At 54.3% G+C, this 17622-nt stretch carries 12 protein-coding genes; 6 read left to right on the top strand and 6 right to left on the bottom strand.

The window, feature by feature from the left end; translation table 11 throughout:
* Positions 1–121 precede the first annotated feature (121 nt).
* Genes ACR0CW_RS19330 through ACR0CW_RS19320 form a run of 3 tightly spaced genes read left to right on the top strand, consistent with a single transcriptional unit; the run spans position 122 to position 3011 of the window.
* On the top strand, positions 122–979 hold the full coding sequence (locus tag ACR0CW_RS19330; protein ID WP_480789028.1) for a hypothetical protein: 858 nt from the start codon (positions 122–124) through the stop codon (positions 977–979).
* Positions 976–1446, top strand: a complete 471-nt coding sequence (locus ACR0CW_RS19325) for a plasmid mobilization protein (RefSeq protein ID WP_480789027.1) — start codon at positions 976–978, stop codon at positions 1444–1446. The genes ACR0CW_RS19330 and ACR0CW_RS19325 overlap by 4 nt, the downstream gene beginning before the upstream one ends.
* Positions 1443–3011, top strand: a complete 1569-nt coding sequence (locus ACR0CW_RS19320) for a relaxase family protein (RefSeq protein ID WP_480789026.1) — start codon at positions 1443–1445, stop codon at positions 3009–3011. The genes ACR0CW_RS19325 and ACR0CW_RS19320 overlap by 4 nt, the downstream gene beginning before the upstream one ends.
* A gap of 198 nt (positions 3012–3209) precedes the next feature.
* Here ACR0CW_RS19320 and ACR0CW_RS19315 read toward each other — a convergent pair whose 3' ends face one another.
* The 6 genes from ACR0CW_RS19315 to ACR0CW_RS19290 all read right to left on the bottom strand — a co-directional run bounded on the left by ACR0CW_RS19315 (position 3210) and on the right by ACR0CW_RS19290 (position 12174).
* Positions 3210–4655: a hypothetical protein gene (locus tag ACR0CW_RS19315; RefSeq protein WP_480789025.1), complete on the bottom strand. Its 1446-nt coding sequence runs from the start codon at positions 4653–4655 to the stop codon at positions 3210–3212.
* A complete protein-coding gene (locus ACR0CW_RS19310) occupies positions 4652–9523 on the bottom strand; it encodes an NACHT domain-containing protein (protein WP_480789024.1) in 4872 nt (1623 codons plus the stop codon). The genes ACR0CW_RS19315 and ACR0CW_RS19310 overlap by 4 nt, the downstream gene beginning before the upstream one ends.
* Before the next feature lie 241 nt (positions 9524–9764).
* Complete coding sequence (locus ACR0CW_RS19305) at positions 9765–10547, bottom strand: DUF3800 domain-containing protein (protein ID WP_480789023.1); 783 nt, start codon at positions 10545–10547, stop codon at positions 9765–9767.
* A complete protein-coding gene (locus tag ACR0CW_RS19300) occupies positions 10547–11446 on the bottom strand; it encodes an HNH endonuclease (RefSeq protein WP_480789022.1) in 900 nt (299 codons plus the stop codon). Before ACR0CW_RS19300 ends, ACR0CW_RS19305 begins: the two co-directional genes overlap by 1 nt.
* A gap of 4 nt (positions 11447–11450) precedes the next feature.
* The gene (locus ACR0CW_RS19295) at positions 11451–11747 is read right to left on the bottom strand and encodes a hypothetical protein (protein ID WP_480789021.1); all 297 of its coding nucleotides are present in this window, start codon (positions 11745–11747) and stop codon (positions 11451–11453) included.
* A 4-nt stretch (positions 11748–11751) separates the two neighbouring features.
* A complete protein-coding gene (locus tag ACR0CW_RS19290) occupies positions 11752–12174 on the bottom strand; it encodes a helix-turn-helix domain-containing protein (RefSeq protein WP_009810479.1) in 423 nt (140 codons plus the stop codon).
* A 367-nt stretch (positions 12175–12541) separates the two neighbouring features.
* Between ACR0CW_RS19290 and ACR0CW_RS19285 the strand changes: the two genes are divergently transcribed.
* The 3 genes from ACR0CW_RS19285 to ACR0CW_RS19275 all read left to right on the top strand — a co-directional run bounded on the left by ACR0CW_RS19285 (position 12542) and on the right by ACR0CW_RS19275 (position 17611).
* Positions 12542–13636, top strand: a complete 1095-nt coding sequence (locus ACR0CW_RS19285) for a tyrosine-type recombinase/integrase (protein ID WP_480789020.1) — start codon at positions 12542–12544, stop codon at positions 13634–13636.
* Positions 13637–13917: 281 nt separating this feature from the next.
* On the top strand, positions 13918–15168 hold the full coding sequence (locus ACR0CW_RS19280) for an aminotransferase class V-fold PLP-dependent enzyme (protein ID WP_480789019.1): 1251 nt from the start codon (positions 13918–13920) through the stop codon (positions 15166–15168).
* A 25-nt stretch (positions 15169–15193) separates the two neighbouring features.
* Positions 15194–17611: a GcvT family protein gene (locus ACR0CW_RS19275; protein WP_480789018.1), complete on the top strand. Its 2418-nt coding sequence runs from the start codon at positions 15194–15196 to the stop codon at positions 17609–17611.
* The last annotated feature ends 11 nt before the right edge of the window (positions 17612–17622 follow it).

Here is a 17622-nt window from a genome sequence, read left to right as displayed (position 1 = left end):
GTTGTGCGAAAGCGTGCAAAAAGTCCCGCCAGCTTTCAGGCCGAAATCGGCTGAAACGGCCGATTTCTCGTACAAAACCTGTACAAAATTCGCACGTTTGTGCGTATTTCGGGGGCCAAACATGAGCCGCCTTAGCTTTGATCCTGAAATCGCCGGGCGAGTGGGCCTGAACGCAGCAGTGATTTTCCAGAACATCACCTTCTGGATCGAGAAGAACCAAGCCAATCGCCGTAACCTTCGAGACGGGCGGTATTGGACCTACAATTCGATCTCGGCCTTTGGTGAGTTGTTCCCCTATCTGAGCGAAAAGCAGATCCGAACAGCGCTCGAAAAGCTGGTCAGCGCGGAGCTGATTATCAAGGGCAATTTCAGCGATGATCGTTATGATCGGACCTGTTGGTATGCCTTGGGTAACTCCATTTGCCCAAATGGGCAAATCGATCTGACCGAAAGGGAAAATGATGCATTTGCCCCTGAGGGCAAGCCATCTGCCCCTGAGGGCATATCCTATAAGAACAGATATAAACCATATCAAAAACCAAATCCTTTGCACGCGAAGGTAGCGGTGGAGGATGAAGAGTCTGAAAAGATTTTGTCCGCCTACCCCGAGGATCGCGTTCGCGGGAAAGCGGTTTGTATCTCGCAAATCCGCCAAGCGCTAGCCGACGGAGTGGACGCCAAAGACCTCGAGAACGCTGTGCGGGCTTATGCGAACGAGAGCGAAGGATTCACCCGATCCAAGGTGTGCTTCTCCGACAATTGGTTCAGCTCTGGCCGTTGGTTGAAATACCTTCACGACGTCGAGGAGGCGCGAGAAACGGGCAGGGCCAAAGAAGCCGAACTGCTGAAAGGCTTGGCTGATTGGGTCACGGACCGCCATCCGCTGTGCCGCCACATCACACCCGGACAAGTGACCGCTTTGCTGGCCGCAAACCTGGTCAGTCCTGCTGAAATCGAGGCGGCGGGGCTCAGCGCATGAGTGCGACCGATCTCCACGAAGAGCAGAGAGCAAGGTTACCCACCGATTACATCGGCGGGACTTGTGAGGGGCGGCAAGCCTCCCCTTCAAACCCCAACCAGACGCGCGCAAGCGGCGTCAAAGAGGGCCTTTCCGAGAGCGTGATCTTTCGATGCACCCCGTCGGAAAAGGCAGCGCTTGTGGCCAAGGCGCACGCCGCTGGCCTGCCCAATGCCACGCTGATGCGCGAGGCCTTGGGGCTGACCGAGGCACGTCGGCGCAAGCCCGTCCCCCGAGTTGACCCGAAGCTGACCTTTGCGATTGCCCGTGTCGGCGGCAACCTCAATCAGCTCTCCCGTTGGATCAACGGCGCGATCAAGTCCGGCCGCGCGAACCAGATCGATGCGTTCAAGGTCGCTGCTCGGCTGGTGATCATCGAACGGCAGATGGCGCAGATTGTGGCGACGCACACAGGCGGCGGCGAATGATCATCTCGTTCTTCTCCACCGGCACAGGCGGCGGTGCAGCTCCCGTGGATTACCTGACAGCTCGCGAAGTTCTGGCCTATGACGAGAACCGCAACCTGATCCGCGACGACACCGGCCAGCCGCAAACCAAGATCCGCGACCCGCTGCCCGAGGTACTGCACGGCACCCCCCACCAAACCCGTGACCTGATCGATGCGAGCCCCAACAAGTGGAGCTACACGGCAGGCGTGATCAGCTTTGCCGAGAGCGATGATCCCAGTCCCGACGCCCAACAAGAGGCCATTGAGCTATTTGAGGCTCTGGCCTTTGCTGGGCTGGACAGGGATCAATACGATTGTCTCTGGGTGCGGCATACGCATGAGGGCAACGTCGAGCTGCACTTCTGCACGCCACGCCTTGAGCTCAGCACCGGCAAGGCGCTGAACATCGCTCCGCCGGGACATGAGAACGCCTTTTCCAGCCTGCGCGACCTGTTGAACAAGACGCACGGTTGGGCAGACCCTTTTGAGCCAGAACGCGCACGGGAGGTAAGGGCGACGATTGAGGCCCCAACCCGAGCGCAGGGGCGCGAGGCGCTGCACGATTGGATCCTCGATCAGATCAGCGTCGGCACCATTACTGACCTAGCCAGCATGATCGACGCACTCACTGACGCGGGATTCGAGATCGCCCGTGCCAGTAAGAATTACATCACCGCCCAAGACCCCGACACCGGCGAGCGCTGGCGATTGAAAGGAGAGATTTTCCATGACGACTGGCAAGCCGAACCGCCTCGCCGAGAAATTGAACGCGGACCTGGAGACAGTACGCAGCGACCACGCCGCCTTGATGGCATCTCAACTGGAGAGCTTCAGGCGCGATTTCAGCAGCATTGCGAGCAGCGCGCTGCATACAATCGAGACCGATATCAGGTTCTTTCTCAGCGACAGCAAGAGCGAGTTGGAGAGGCGGAGCGAGACGATCCGGCGCTGGCTGACGATCTCGCCTTGGGTGATCGTGGCGATGGTCTCAGTCTGGATCGTGACAGTGCTGATGGCGAGTTGGTTTTGGACGGGTTTGATCACGCGCTCGGAGCTAACGCAGATGGGTATGACGCGTATCGAACAGGCGGGGCAGACATGGGTGACGCTGGACCCCGACCGGACTGCGCTGAAGACCTGCACGATGGCGCAACGGTCCATCATCTGCATCGAGATCAAGGAGCCTTAGATGACCAATCCACCGACAACACCCCTGACAGCATTGGAACGCGAATTGCTCGCATCCGTCGAACGGTTGGTGACGGCCTGCGAGAACTCAGCCAAGGAATTGCACGCTTTGGAGAAACGCTCGACCAGCAGGATCGAAAGCAAGGTGAATGGCTTGGCGCATTGCGTGGCGCTATTGATGAAATCACATCTCACGTCCGTCACCACATTGGCCGACTTGCTGCGCGAGGAGCAGACCTACGAGACGCTTCAAGCGGGATTAGAGACCAGCTGGAAGTTAGCGAAAGACGCCGAGAAGCGACTGAACGAGAGCTAGGTGACCACGATAACCAGCGAAGTGCAGGTCATTCGCTTTGACAGTTTGGACAATTCAATCAAGACGAAAAATGCAACCCGATGCTACGCAACTAGTCCTAAATGACAGTCGAGCGATAAGGCGAAGAGTGAAACTCAGCATTCTCAAAAAAGGACTAAGGGACCATCCGCTGGAGAGTAGAGTCAGCGTCATTTGCATCCAAGTTAGGTCGATGGCCTATGGAAAGCACGGTTCTATGGTCATGCTTGTCCGCAAGGAAGCGCTTCAAGTTCCGCTTCTGTCCAACACGAGCTCTGAAAGATACATGCCCGGCAGCATGTCCTCATATCAATAGGGGCAATCTTGCAACGTCGCTGCCTTCGATCTTGGACCGTTTGGTGCGCACAATGATATATTTGTTCATCTGTGAAAAACGCTCTGGGTCCTTTTGTTACCCGAGAGCTGATTGCTGTGTCTCCAATTTGACAACCAGCATTTCGGCAGTTGGACCAAGAGTGAAAACTGCATTGTGTTGTGGGTCGATCAAATAAGAAGTGTGGGTGGTCGCCTGTGACAACCTGCCATTGATCAGCTTTTGACCGTAGCGGTTTTAGATATTCAGGTCCATCGTTCCCGGAAAGTGGCACTTTGTGTCCGTGTGGCTTCGGAAAACCTGCAAAATTTTCGAGGGGATCGGCGGCAAGCTCAACACCAAGTTCATTTGAACATCGGTGGAGAAGTTCAGAAGACACGGTCTCAACATTGGAAATATGGAGGTTTATTGTGTGCTCCCCTTCGCCATCCTCCTCCAAGACGAGTTCAAAAGGGTCTTCGTTATCGATAACAGTTAGAATCGCGCCATCATTCCTCAGCAGCACCAGGGCGGGGTAGATTTGAATACGAGGGCGTGGTGAAAAAACGTCAATTCCAGATTCTTCATAGTTCACAAAAACGGAATAGTGTGCCGACGAAACATTCGCCGCCGTAACATAATTATTTAACTGTGTAGACCGGATCCTCAGTGGTGTTTCTGCCCCGATTGATCTTCGGGAGAGCAGCCAGAAGATGTGATCTGAGTCTTCAACATATTGTTCTTGTTTGAATATGAGGAAATTCTGCTCATCGAAATTGCCATTGCAGAAGGTTGCAGTAGGATCGGTAAAGATAATCAGCCAATCTCCACTCGATAGAACAGCTCTCGTAACCTTGTGACCATAGCCGTCGTTTGACGTCTGGACGTAACCGGCCAGCTGTTCCAAGTAATCGTGCCAATCCCCGATGACTGGAGCCTTTTCCTTTGTTCCACCTTGGGTTACATGTTGGATTGCTTCGATGAGAAGATGAACCGAGGACGTGTTTCTTCTTGAAGCACCCTTTCCTTTGATAAATGGCTTGCCCCAAGCCTTAGCCTCAAAAATCATAACAGGTACGCCCGTGTCATCGTTGAGACCAAGATAATCGATGAATCTAGTGGTATCTGCCTTGATGCGAACTTCTTCTGTAACATCCCCGTTCGGCCCGAGCGACCATCCCAAAAGACTTAGGAAGCCGTCGAAGAAATAAGAGCGCGTATCGTGCTCATGGAGCGAATACTCGCCTACGCCTTGATAAGGGTTTGGCGCTATCTGCTCCTGAACTCTTTTGATTCCGTCAAGAAGCTGTTGCATGCCCCTTCTGAATTCATTTTCGTCAACTGCTGAGGTCATTGGAAAAGTTCTGGCAACCGATAGAGCAGTCGACGCGCTTCAGGCCAGCCTGCTTCCATGAAAATTTCCAAACAGTCGATAAGTGCTGAACGTCTGTCTTCAGACTCGAACAGCTCCTTGTGGTCTGCAAGAAAAATGCCAAGCAGTTTCACTAAAAGATCTGCCCCCATGGACTCGTATTGGTAACCTGTCCGACGGCCTCCCCCCTTTAACGCGAGCGCTAAAAGGTCAAATGACCGAGGTGGGTCAATCGGCAATAGAAACTCTAGAAGCTGTAACAAGTAGTAAATTGTGTGTGGTGTACCGCACTCGCCAATTGTTTCAAGCAGAGGCGTGATTTCTTCAAAAAACTTGCGCAAGTCCTCTTCATTGAAGGCACTATTCTCGACTTTCTTGCTGTCGGAAGCCCCAACAGAAAAATAGATTTGCATGCACGCAGTATCAATTAGCTTTGCGTCATCACGGGCTGTCGAGAGTTGCTCTTCGTTTGTCACGTCTTGTTCAAAGTGGGCCTTCAGCCCCTCACACGCTTTCGCTAAAATTTGAGATGTAAGGCCGATAGCGCGGCGACGAGTATCATCGTCTCCTGGTCGGATGGTATCGCCAAATCCTAATACAAGGGCTCCCCTCATTGTCTGAAGTACGTCGATCAACTCATCAGCTCGACTCTTTCGGTTGTCGATCCAATCAGAAATGACCTCCCGAGCGGGCTCTTTTTCATGGGTAATCCAAAGAACCGCTAGAACGCTTGCCAATGCTTCATCCAGTTTGGCCTGACGCTCTGGATCTTCCGAAAACCGCTCAGTTAGGCAAACAGCGAGCGTGCTTATTCTATCGGGATCTGAGTGAATAAGGCGGCCAACTACGCTGTTTACGAGACTACTGAGGACACTCAGATTGCGCTCTTTCTGGAGCCGGTCTTCTAATCGGCTCCAGAAACCTGGTCGATCCAATTCCCATAGACGTACGAGATGAAGCCCAGACTGCAATCTCACTGCAGGATGTGGATCCGCGATTAAGTCGTCTATGGCAGTTGTAACTTCCGGGTAAAGATCCGGCCGCTGTAGCACCAGATCCAAAATGCCGCTGGCAATCTCTACACGAGCGGCAGGGGAACCCCACGAAGCAAAACGCTCGAAATCGGCTTCCGTTTCTTCCTCAACACTAGGGCTAGCAGACCGCACTGTCGTTGAAACTAAATCAAGAAATCTCTCCGTATTGGCGATATCATCCTTTCCGGGAACAGTTTTGCTTTTGATTATCCTGCTTATTCCCTGACCGATCACACCCTCGGCATGGGAAACGAGTCCTTCATTTCTATCAGGTTTACCAACGACAGTTCCTAGTGCGACCAACGCATCAAGGCTGGTATCTAAACTGGGCGGATTGTCGCTTGCGTCGGAAGCCTCAAGACCAAGGGCCTCTTTGGCTGCGCTAATCGCCTGCATCAACTCTTGATCGCTTCCGGACTCACGATCGAGGTTTTCGATCCAATGATACGGTTCTGCTTCCCCAGTACCAGTAGTTACACTGAATAGGCGTCTATTGTTTCCCGTGTCGACATCATTATCAATAGAGACCAGCCATCTTTTTGCAACTTCTGTAGCTAGCAGGTTGCTCCCTATGGAGGCAAAGAGCCGACGAAGGAAGTGCTCGCGCGCTGCTGAAGGATCAACATATTGACTGAAATCCAACCGTTCCACGGCTTGCTCGAAGGAGACTTTGTCTTCGAGCTGCAATCGGCCATAGCCAGCTGCCACCAAATCAACAGCATCTTTTCTTGTGTCTGCAGCCATGAGGAACGGCTCAGACATTGCTATTGGCAACAATAAATCCACTAGGCTGTCTTTCCGCTCACTTGCCGCAAGAAAGATACGTGACCAAATCAAAGCAAAACGATTTTGACCAACGACATGTCCAACTATGTCGGTCGCTATTTCTTGAGATGCACTGCGAAGAAATTCCAGTAACTTGACAACCAATGCATCAGCATCATGCCCGTAAGCGGTTTCAGGATTGTGCGCCCAAATGTGACTGTAGTCCTCCTGCAAACAGATCTGGCGGCCACCGACATCTATCTGGAACATTGAGAGATCAGAAGAAGGTGGATGCTCACGTAAAATGAAGCCGTCCGTTGCTTTTACGATGGCTCTTGTCGCTTGTCGTGGGAACTCCGCCAAGAATGTTGGCGCATATTCTGTGAGAGAATATCGCGCCATGTCATAGTCTTGCCGAGCATTAGAAGTTAGCGGCAATATTTGACTGTCACCCAAGCGGGTTTGGTGCTCGTCGGTCACCGAAAACCCATAGGTTCTCTCATAAACCGTGGTCGCAAATTCCGGATCGATTGGAGCTATTTTTTCAATCTTTCGGCATACAGCTGGCACTTCCTCCCAGCCATGAAAGTCGAGTCTGACGGGCTCGAAGACTTTCAAGAACAGGCTGCGTGAAGTACTGGGATCGGTTTCGAAAGTTGTGGCTACGAGATCAATCGCGGATACAACCAGATTGTTCGGTTCTGATAGTGTAAACGAGTGATCGAGGAGTGCGCGCGCGCAAACCCCTAGTTGACCCAACTCAGCTTCGTTCAACTCCTGCCTGAGAAGAGTGAATGCAAGGAACCTAACAGAACCCGCGACCCGGCCTAGATCAATAGAAACACCCTCTAGCAGAGCTGCCCAAGGAGCAACGGGAGCGTTAGGGTCGTCCTCCAGACGCACTGCCACCGCGCCGCAAATATGAGAAAACGCTGTAGAAGCTTTTGAGTCCGCGGCTGCAATGCGTTGAGCTAAAGTAACCGTATCGTTCGATAATTCTGGATACTCGGCAGTAATTCGACCGACTGCACTTCGAAGCACGGGATCTGCGTCATTGTCTGCCAATGTGTTGGTTGCCGCACTCCAAAAGCGGGCGCGACTATCGTCATCATCCCATATTTCCCTCAAAACAAACGAAAGAGCAGGCGCTAACATCAAGCCTTGGGCTTGTGTCTTTGGAAAGTGAAGGGTTCCGTCAACAAGCTCTGAAGGATCGATCAGTACTTTCGCGGCGGAAAAATCAAAAAGCAGATGATGTCGGAACTGTATCCAGCGTCCGTTGTCCACTGAAATGATAACACCTTCTCTTGCAAGAACATCTACTATTTCAGGGTCAGAGCCTGCCGCATCGTCGACACGTGCTCTTAGGGTGCGCTTAGAAACCATCGCATTCGCAATGCGTGCGATGCATGTGCGCCCTCTGATCCCATGGCGTTCAATACGGTGTTCCCAATAAAGCTGAAGAAGTTGTGCTTGTGAGGACACGTGGGAAAAGTCGTTGCCAACCATTCCGTCCTTGGTGAGTTCGCTTAGCAGGCGCGTATTGAAGGGTACGACTGCTAGGTCTTTGAGTGTCTTGGATGCGTTGCGAAGTGCGGCTTCCAACGCAGGTGCGGCCTCCATGAGCTGTTGGAATTCTGCATCGGACCATTCAGGAACTCGAACATGCCGCACATTTGGAAAGCCGCTTTCTTTCAAGTCCTCTATGGGAGGGGACCCACGAAAGAGCGAACGAAACTGCTGTCCCATTCGCAGATCAAAGGTTCTGATTGATGCTATGACACGCCATCTGCTATTTCGCTGCAAAACCCTCTCGATGAGATGCCTGAATACACTCTCTCCCGCACCTCCTCTTGTGGCGTCTAGGGCGTCCACTATTAGCCATGCTGTTTCGCTGCCGTCCCAAGCATCGAGAACGTCCAATACCGTATGTTCTAATTCCAGCTCGCGACCCAGCCCTTCCAGGGACTCAACGGAAAATCGATCGACTGCGAGCTCCAGAACATCATGCCCATCTCCCCGCAACTTTCTGGCGAGAGCGTTGAGAACTCCACTTTTTCCAGAACCAGGCTCTCCCACGACCAGCAAAGATCCATCTTTGGTGGCCGCTTCGATCAAGGGCTGACACTCGCGTTGTATGGTAACGCGGTTTCCTTCAGTAGCTTCAATCACTTCGTAGCGATCGAGAGCTTCGGCGGTCTCTAAGCTATGCTTCCTTAATTTTTCGACGTCGTGGATGTAGTTTGGAGGTGCGGCTAGACTTGCTCCGTAGCCAATCAGCACTTTTCTCAGTTTGGCTGAGTCCGCGCCGCCGCGAGACTTCATCAATTCCGCTATGAACGAGTCGAGGGAGTTCATAACCGTTTCGGCGCTTAAATCTTTTGCGACGACTTTCTGCAATCGATGAATTGCTAACTGCCGGTCGGTACCGTCTGTATCGAATACAGCTATCGCGATGAACTGTGCAATCAGTTGCAGGAACGAGTCGTCAAACGGCTTTGTTGTAGACGCGATCCAAGCTCTTTTGACACATTCGCAGAAAATATCATACGCTTCAGTCTGCGCTTCATTTAAATCGCCGCCGCCAGGCTGTGATATGAGACGTAACGCGTTGGATAAGTCTATACGAATTCTTGCGGAACTTTCGGGACCTACAGCCAAGACGAGGCGGTCAAGTTCAGAGGAGAGAGGTCGATTCCAATACTTTGCGCCATCACCGTCTTCGCATGCCAACCAATGCCTGACGAACTGAGAAACCGATTTGCCAAATGCACTATTGAGGTCTCTTGACAGCGATGCTGTAGTCTTAGCTTGGATCGCGACGAAACCTCCTAGGTTGGTGGCAACTAGAATATCGTCAACTGGCGCTTCCGTCTCGAAACGGATCCAGGATGGTTTGGCCTCTCCAAGGTTAAATACTGGATCAAATTGGTCGTCAGACAGGATCTGAGTTGCAATACACGACCCCAATCTTTGCTGGAAAATTACTCCTGCACTTGTGGCTGCGCCACCTCCGCCTACGCGAGATTGTTTCTGGGGATCTTGTGTCACGATTTATTCACTAATCCAATTGAGTTTCACGTTTGAGTACCAAGTAGTGGGCTGCATCATCGGTCTGCTCAAGCGTCTGTAAAGTCCACAAATTTTTACCATAATCCATCTCGCTTTTCACAAGTAAAAGATGGCTGGCAAACGATTTCTTTGAAGCAAAGTGAACCAGCTTGACGAAGGTAGATCATGCGCTTGTGAAAAGCGGCGGCCATTTGATGGGTCTTTTTAGAGGTCAGGCCAATCAATGTATGCACCCCAAATAGCTCTCCCCAAATCGGTCCATCGCCGCAGGAGCGATTCGTTCGTTGACGCTCTCATCAATGAATAACCCCCAAGGATAAACGTCGACGTTTGCTAGGTCGAAATCGTCTTTTGGGTTCGGCTTGTTTTGGCTAAGAAATGCGTAGCGGATCCCTGCCCACATCTCGAAGCTGAGCTCGACCTCGAGACCATCATATAAACTGTCCCCAGGGGCGTTGACGATCACCTTTTTAGTAATATCACCGAGTGCTTCCAACAGCATAATGCTGCACGTATGGGCCATGATGTCCGCAATTTGGATCCCCATTACCGCCTTGGAATCCTGTTCAAAGTGGAAATTGCAGTCTCGGAGTTCCGCGTCGCCTGCAACTAAAGCCTCAGCCGCGCCTTTATGTTTGAAGAGGCCTTCATCAAAGTAGACCTCATGCTGCTGGCCCTTGAGCCGAGGATGCTTCAGTGCGCTACGCAAAAGCGTCAGCGAAGCGGGGCCTAATTTCCTAGTGTCTTCCGCACTATCTACGATGCATAGGGCCATTTTGCAGTTGCGTGCGATAAAGTGCTTCAAGCTATCGCGCAGCGCTTGAAGGTCATGATCATCTTTCATCGTCGCTGAAGATTTGAACTCGAACGTACTTGGATCGAAGCCGTGCTTGCGGAAAAGGGTGCTCATTTCGTCTGTGGGATCCACATCGCAAATGGCGAATGCGGCAAGTGAAAATCCAGATCTATGGTGCTTGCTGTCATCTAAAAATAGATAGGCCATTACTGCTTAAAACAATTCTCTCTGTGCCAGGTTACAAACTCAGTCCTTGGTCGGTTAGCGAGGCGGTCCGGCACCAAGATCTTGCCGGACGAGTTGATCATCGACGTCACGGCTTCGATGTCGTTGCTCTGCCGGGAAACCAGAATAGTCAGGTCGTCTGCTAACCCGACGAGGCCGCGATCAAACATCCAATGCGCAGTTCCAGACAGGGCGAGCCCGTTGCTGACGATGTCGGGGCCGTCATACTCAACAGGTCTGATATGGGCGGCTTCCACCTCGGCGCGGCCACCGCCATTGATCAGACGTAGACCGGTGATGGCGCAGCGCTCGCCGTAGGCGCGCAGGACGTTCTTTCTGAAATTGCGATCGCGAACCGCGCGATTGGTCAGCTGGTTGACACGTTCTCTAGCAGGCATGTGCTGGAAAGGTGTTTGCGCGTCTTGAAACCCTGGCAACTGCATCGTGTCGCCCACGCGAGGCAGGATGTCCTCATCTCGTCCAAGGCCACGTTCGACAATTCGGGCAAAGTCTTCAGCTGAAAGGGTTCTTACTGCGGCTTGCGCGCGTCCGGATATCTTGCCTTGATCGTTCAGCAATCCTCTTTCGATGATCGAATTCTCGTCCCGGAATGAAACAGGGTCGCCGAAATCAAGATACGTTCCCGGCTCGATCACCGCCAAGAACATGTCCTGCTTTCTAGGATCCGGAATGATCTCCTGGACCTTGGCGACAGCAAAATAGCCTTTGGTCTCTTTGACCTTGCTTGGCTCCAGGTAGACGATCCAATCCCCTTCGCACTGTTGGGCACGCGAGAGGTATTGCTTGGGAAACTGATACCGCTCCGAGGGAATGTCGTCGTAGATCGAGTCGCTGCGATGGATGAAAATACCGAAGGCCATCGGATCACCCGCGTTGGAGGCGTTCCAGTTTTCGATCGGCCGCGCGAAGGGTCAGCACCGCACCTGTCAAAAATGGAAGTGCCAAGCCAGCTGCGGCGATGGCAAAAATCAAGATGGCCGCCAAAACCGAGTATTCGGCGGACTGTTGTGCCAATGACAATTGACCTAAGCCAATCAGGTAAAAGACACTGGTTCCTAGGAAGATCAGGTAAAGCGGCCCAAAGGGTTCGATCACCTCACGGCGGGTGCGCTCCAAGACTGAGTGTCGCAACATGTTCCAGCGTTTGCTTGCCTTGTTCACCAGATTACTCCCTTACCAACTCGATCCATGTGTGCACGTCATCATCCGTCACTTCACGACCTTCGACATGCGATTGATACCAGCGCGCGACAATGGCCCCGCGCTTTTCGCTTTTGATTTTTATGCCCTCATCGGTGAGGTGCTTATCCAGCGAGCTTTCGATGTGCTTGAGGGCCTCGAAATCATGTCCAGCCCGAATGGATTTGGTGCCGAGTAGCAGCCAGGGCACGTCCACCTCGAACCGCTCACCCATCGCGACCAAGGCTTCTACAGGCATTCCTCGCTGGCCCTTTTCGTAGCTGTGATACGCGCGCGGTGAGACACCGATAGCTTCGGCCATGGCCGCTTGTGAGAAGCCGATTTCATTGCGAGCAATGGTGAGACGAGCACCCATTGCAGCAAAAAGATCAGCATGTTTCTGCGGCATCTGAATTTTCCAATTGACTACTTCGCCGAAATTCGCGAACTTCGCAAAAAATGACGAACACTTACAGTTAATCACATCTGACCACGTCAGAAGGTGCAGAACAAGCGATTCCATGCGTGTCGCTGACTCAACTTAAGCGGACAAGGACGACTGAAATGGCAGGGACCAACTATTCAGACAGCTCTCAGATCCTGGGGCTTGGGAAAACGCCCGCTCAGTGGGTCGAAGTAATGGCCGAGATGGGGATCGACATTTCAGAACGCACGCTGCGTGAGCGGGCAAACGAGACGGGTGCATTTTATCGCCTTGGGCGGACCATGCTGATCACGCCCGCGCAGATTGATACGATTTTCGAAGGAGGCCAGTCATGCCGCTCCAAATTTACAAGAGGGGCCGTGTCTACTGGGCCAAGGGGTGGATTGAATACAACGGCAGGCCAATCGCCGGCCCATACCGGCGAAGCACTAAGGCATCTACAGAAGAGGGCGCACGGGACTGGATAAACCATGAGACCGAACGCCAGATCCGTCGCTATGTCGTGGGCGACGAACCGAGCAAGACGTTCTCCGATGCTATCATGCTGTACAACGCCTCGCCTAAGGCAGCGAAGCAGTTGATCCCGGTTGTCGAAGCAATCGGCGACCTGTCGCTAGGAGCGATTTCTGGTGCACTATTGAAGAGCCTTGGACCGAAGCTGAAACCAAAAGCGTCGACCGATACCTGGTGGCGTGAAATCGTGACCCCCGCGAGTGCGGTGATCAATAACGCGCACGAGCTGGAGGGCACGCCGCTGATCCGCGTGAAGCCCTACGACAAGTTCGAGCGGATCGCTCAGGACAAGCGGCGAGGGAAGCTCAGCCGAGTCGAGCGCACGCCAGCTGATAAGGAATGGATCGAGGCGTTTTGCCGTGCCGCCGATCCGTACAACGCCGCGCTAGTCCGTTTCATGTTCGAGACGGCCGCACGGATCGATCAGGCTGTGTCACTGGAGCCTGATGACCTTCGACCGCACGAAAACAAAGTCCGAGTGAAGGCGCAAAAGGGCCATCCAGAGAGTTGGATCACCGTCTCACCTCAGATGATGGACGAGCTTCTGGCGTTGCCGCCGAAACGCCCCAAGAACCGCAAGACCGGCAAATTGATGAAAGCCCGCGTTTTCGGCTATGGTAGTTCAACCGGCTACAACACGCGCTGGCAGACGATCTGCAAGCGCGCGGGCATTCCATACCTGTCAGCGCATCCCGCCGGTCGGCATGGGTTCTTCACTGAGTTAGTCGTCCGGCAAGGCGTTGATCCGGTCACAGCTGCCAAGGCGGGCCGCTGGTCAGACCCGAATTTGCCCATGCGCATCTATGCCCACGCAGAGACCGATGAGGCCGACATTAGCGCCCGTTTTCGTACAAACCACGTACAGGATGACGCTGTACAAACACCTAACAGCAAGAAATCACAAAAGGAATAGCGCTATGAACGGTTCCCTCCTAAGGGGCAGGTTGCAGGTTCGAATCCTGCCGGGGTCGCCATTTTCTTGCCCAAGGATTCGCTTGCACTTCGCTACTTGAAGCAGCCCGCGTATCATTGGCCCGAAACTGCGATCTGAGAGATACTTGGCCGTTCAAGCGCCCTTAGCGCAAAGTGGCAAGTTGATTATTCCGGCAATGCCCTCGTTTTTTTTGCGGGAAATTGTGACGCGCGGCGAATATATCTGCAGTTTGAATGACACATCTGCACGAATGAGTCCCAATGCCCGAGATCAACACACCTCTGCTAGAGCAGATCCGCGATCGCTTTGCCCAGATTGACCATTGTCCTCAACAGGGACCCCGAATCTTTTTCGAGAACGCCGGCGGTGCGCTGACGCTGAATTCGGTGGTGAAAACATCGCAGGATTATGCGGCCATTCCCGATAATCAGGGTCGCGACAATCCGGGTAGTCACGAGTTGGTGCGCGTGATCAACAAGGCCAAGGAAGACATGGCCGTGTTTATGAATGCGCCTGGCGGGCAGTTTTTTGTGGGCGAAAGCGGCACAGAGTTGTTATTCCGCCTGATCATGAACGCCTGTCTGGGTACCGGGGCCGGTCAGGTTCTGGGCACCACTCTGGAGCATCCTGCCACCCGCAGCGCCTGCAACCGATGGGCACGCGTCGCCGGGCAAAGCCATGTTCTTGTCGAGCATGATGACGCCACCGGCACCGTGACTGCCGAAAGCTATGCTGCAAAGGTCACTCCTGACACCAAAGTGGCGACCATCGTTCACACCTCGCCCGTCACCGGCATGGGGGTCGACGTTGAGGCCGTGGCGGCCGCCATCCGGGCGGTTGCGCCCGAATGCTACATAATCGTCGACGGCATCCAGCACGCCGCCCATGGTCGGATCGACCTGACGGCCTATGACGTGGATGGCTATGTGATTTCGCCCTACAAGGTGTTCTCGCGCCATGGTTACGGGGTTGCCTGGATCTCGGATCGGCTGACGGCCTTGCCGCATAACAGCCTGCTTGATGGTCCTGCCGACAATTGGGAGATGGGGACTCGCGATACTGGCTCTTACGCCACCATGTCCGATGTTGTCAGCTATTTTGAGTGGCTGGGCGAGCAGGTCAGCGACGCCACCGACCGGCGGGCCAAGTTCGTAGCGGCCGGTGAGGCGATTCACGCACAGGAAAAGGCGCTGACCGATGCGATGATCCACGGCACCGGCAACCTGCCGGGGCTGGCCGAGATGGAGAAGGTGACCATCCTGGGCGGCGTCGACAACCCGGCGCGCGAAGGTCTGGTGTCGCTGCGGGTCGAGGGTGTGCCCTCGGTCGATGTTGTACGCCTGCTGAACGAGCAAGGCATCCGAACGCATTTGCGCAAGGCGGATCATTACTCTGGCAATATCCTAACACCGCTTGGCATGGACAGCTGTGTGCGGGTGTCGATGTGCCACTACAACAGCGTTGCTGAAGTCGCCCAGTTTCTGGGTGCCATGAAAACGATTGCCGCCTGAGGCATCTGTAGGGAAGGAATCCTCCATGAAAACGCATGCTCAGGCAGTGGTGATCGGCGGTGGTCTGGCCGGTTGTTCGATCCTGTATCATCTCGCCAAGCTCGGCTGGACAGATGTTGTCCTGTTGGAGCGGGACGAACTGACCAGCGGTTCGACCTGGCACGCGGCAGCGAATATTCACGGGCTGCACGACAACAACAACATCACGCGCATCCAGCACTATACGATGAACCTGTATAAAGAGTTGGAGAAAGAAACCGACCAAAGCTGTGGCGTATTCCAGCCCGGTTCGCTGTACCTGGCGCAGACCGAAGAACGTGAGCATCAGCTGCGCCTGCAGGAAGCCAAGGCAAGATTTTACGGTCTGAACTTCTATGAGGTCAGCCGCGAAGAAGCCAAGGAACTGCATCCGCTGGCGCAGTTCGACGATATTCGCTGCATCATGTACGAACCCGATGGTGGCAATGTGGATCCTTCGGGTGTGCCGCATGCCTATGCCGCAGGTGCGCGTGCGATGGGCGCGACGATCGAGCGGTTTTGCCCTGTGTTAGGCACAGATCAGCAACCTGATGGGTCTTGGATCGTGCGCACCGAAAAGGGTGACATTCACACGCAATGGGTGGTGAATGCTGCCGGTCTTTGGGGTCGTGAAGTGGCGGCGCTGGCGGGGCTGACGCTGCCGCTGCAGCCGACCGAGCACCAGTATTTCGTGACCGAATCCATTGATGAGGTCGCCAATCTGGGTCGCCGCCTGCCCTCGATCGCCGACCGGGATGGCGAATACTACTTCCGGCAAGAAGGCAACGGTCTGCTGATCGGCGCTTATGAAAAGGACATGAAGTTCTGGGCCGAAGAGGGCACGCCGCTGGATTTTGCCCATGACCTGTTCCCCGACGATCTGGACCGGATTATGGAAAACGTGATCCGCGCCACTGAACGCGTGCCGGTCGCGGCCACAGCCGGGGTCAAGAGGGTGATCAACGGGCCGATGATCTGGTCTCCGGACTCCAGCGCCTTGTGGGGGCCGGTGCCTGAGCTGAAGAACTATTTCCTCTGCGGCGGTCTGATCCCCGGCTTCTCGCAATCGGGCGGTCTGGGCCTGCTTGCGGCGCAATGGATGATCGAGGGCGAGCCGCAATACGACATGTTCGCCTGGGATCTGGCCCGGTTTGGCGACTGGGCGGACAAAAAGTTCACCAAAGCGCGGGTCGAAGACCAGTATACTCACCGTTTCGCCATCCATTTCCCAAACGAGGAACGCAGCGCTGGCCGTCCGGCCCGCGTGCGTCCAGCCTATGAAATGCAAAAGGACATGGGCTGCGTCTTTGGTCTGAACTGCGGTTGGGAACACCCACTTTGGTTCGCAGATCAGCCGGGCACGGAAGAATCGATCGGCTTTACCCGTCAGAACTGGTGGGACCCGGTGGGCCGCGAAGTGAAGATGCTGCGCGAAAACGTGGGCGTGATCGATATCTCGAACTTTGCCAACTACGTGATCAAGGGGCCGGGCGCCTATGAGTGGCTGGACCAGCTGGTTGCCAACCGGGTACCGACCGAGGTCGGGCGATCCTGTCTGACACCGCTGATCTCAGTACGCGGTGGCGTGGCTGGTGACTTTACCATCACCAAGGTAGCTGACGATGAATACATGATGGTGGGCTCGGGCATGGCCGAGCGTTATCACCAGCGTTTTTTCAACATGATCGAACTGCCCGCAGGCACTACGTTCGAGGTCGCAACGAACCGCATCGCCGGGTTCAATATCGCAGGGCCTAAATCGCGAGATCTGTTGCAGCGGTTGACCAATGCAGATTTGTCGAACGAAGCATTCCGCTTTATGCGATCGCAGACCATTGACGTGGCAGGCCTGTCCTGTCTGGCGATCCGGGTCAGCTTTACAGGCGATCTGGGATGGGAATTGCATTGCGCAGAAGAGGACCAGGTCAGGCTCTATTCAGCATTGCTGGAAGCGGCGAAAGAGCTTGGGGGCGGTCCGGTGGGCGGTCGTGCGCTGGGCTCGCTCAGGATCGAAAAGGGCTATGGTTCATGGGGCCGAGAGTATTCGCAGGAGTACTGGCCACAGGAAGTCGGGCTGGCGGGCCTCATCAAGCTGGACAAAGACTTCCTGCACAAAGAGGCTTATCTGTCCGTCAAGGACAATGCCCCGCGTGAGGTTCTCTCGATCTTCGAAGTTGAGGTGACCGAAGACGCTGACGCAACCGGGGGTGAGCCGATCTTTACGCCGGATGGCACTCCGGTAGGCCGGGTAACTTCAGGAGCTTACGGATATTCCGTCGGCAAGTCTCTGGCCATCGGCTATGCAAATCCCAACGTGGCCAAACCGGGCGATACCGTTGAGGTCTTTATCCTAGGCAAGCCGCACAAGGCCACTTTGCTGGCTGAACCACCATTCGATCCGGCAGGTGCGCGGTTGCGGGGATAACTGAATTCGGC

The sequence above is a fragment of the Ruegeria sp. CH6 genome, from assembly GCF_056537005.1.
Note: the sequence above shows the minus strand (reverse complement) of the source record. Positions and strands in the feature narration are given on the sequence as shown.